Source organism: Neoroseomonas rubea (assembly GCF_016106015.1).
Classification (GTDB): domain Bacteria; phylum Pseudomonadota; class Alphaproteobacteria; order Acetobacterales; family Acetobacteraceae; genus Neoroseomonas; species Neoroseomonas rubea.
In genome coordinates, this window is the sequence record NZ_JACADQ010000691.1 from 1 (window position 1) to 802 (window position 802).

The following is an 802-nucleotide window of genomic DNA, read 5'->3' on the forward strand; positions in this document are numbered from 1 at the left end:
ACGGTCTGCCTGCCCGGCAGCCATTCCAAATGGGCCCAACTGTCCGGCGGGCGGGTTACCGGCTTCGCCACCCACATGACCGGCGAAGCCTTCTCGGCGCTCTCGGGGCACACCATCCTCGCGCGCATCCTGTGCGGCGTCGGCTACGCGCTGGTCAGCATCGCCTGCCAGGTGCAGATGGTCGCGGTCGCGCCGCGCGGTCGGCTCGCGGGCGCCCTCGGCGGCTTCACCGGGGCGGTGATGACGGGCGCGGTCTGCGGCACGGCGATCGGCGCGGTGCTGGCGGACCGGATCGGGCAGGGGCCGACCTTCCTCGTCTCCGCCGCGCTGACAGGGCTCGTCCTGCTGCTCGCGCTGCGTAGCTTCCCGCGGGAGGCGCCGGCGCCCGCCGCCATGCCGCTCGGCTTCGCGCAGGAGGCGCGACTCGCGCTGCGCGCGCCGGCCTTCCTCGCGCTGCTGCTGCTCGCGGCCGTGCCGGCCAAGCTCGTGCTGACCGGCTTCGTGTTCTACCTTGCACCCATCGCGCTGAACGACCTGGGGCTGAGCCAGTCCGCCGTCGGGCGCTACGTGATGCTGTATGGCTTCTGCATGCTGCCGGCGATCGCGCTGGGCGGCTGGATCGCCGACCGCACGCGCCTCGGCCCGGCGCTGATCTGGGGCGCGGCGGTGGCGAATGGCGTCGCCCTCGCGCTGCCCTTCGCGGCACCGCTCGAGGTCGCGCTGCCCATCGCCATCGCCGCGACGGGCCTCGCCCAGGGGCTGGCCGCCGCGCCGATGCTGGCCGCCGACCTCGAGCGGTGCC

At 74.8% G+C, this 802-nt stretch carries 1 protein-coding gene; it reads left to right on the forward strand.

All coding sequences use genetic code 11. The features are described from left to right. A partial coding sequence (locus tag HW577_RS25865) for an MFS transporter (RefSeq protein WP_198378938.1) occupies positions 1 to 802 on the forward strand: 802 nt, incomplete at both ends.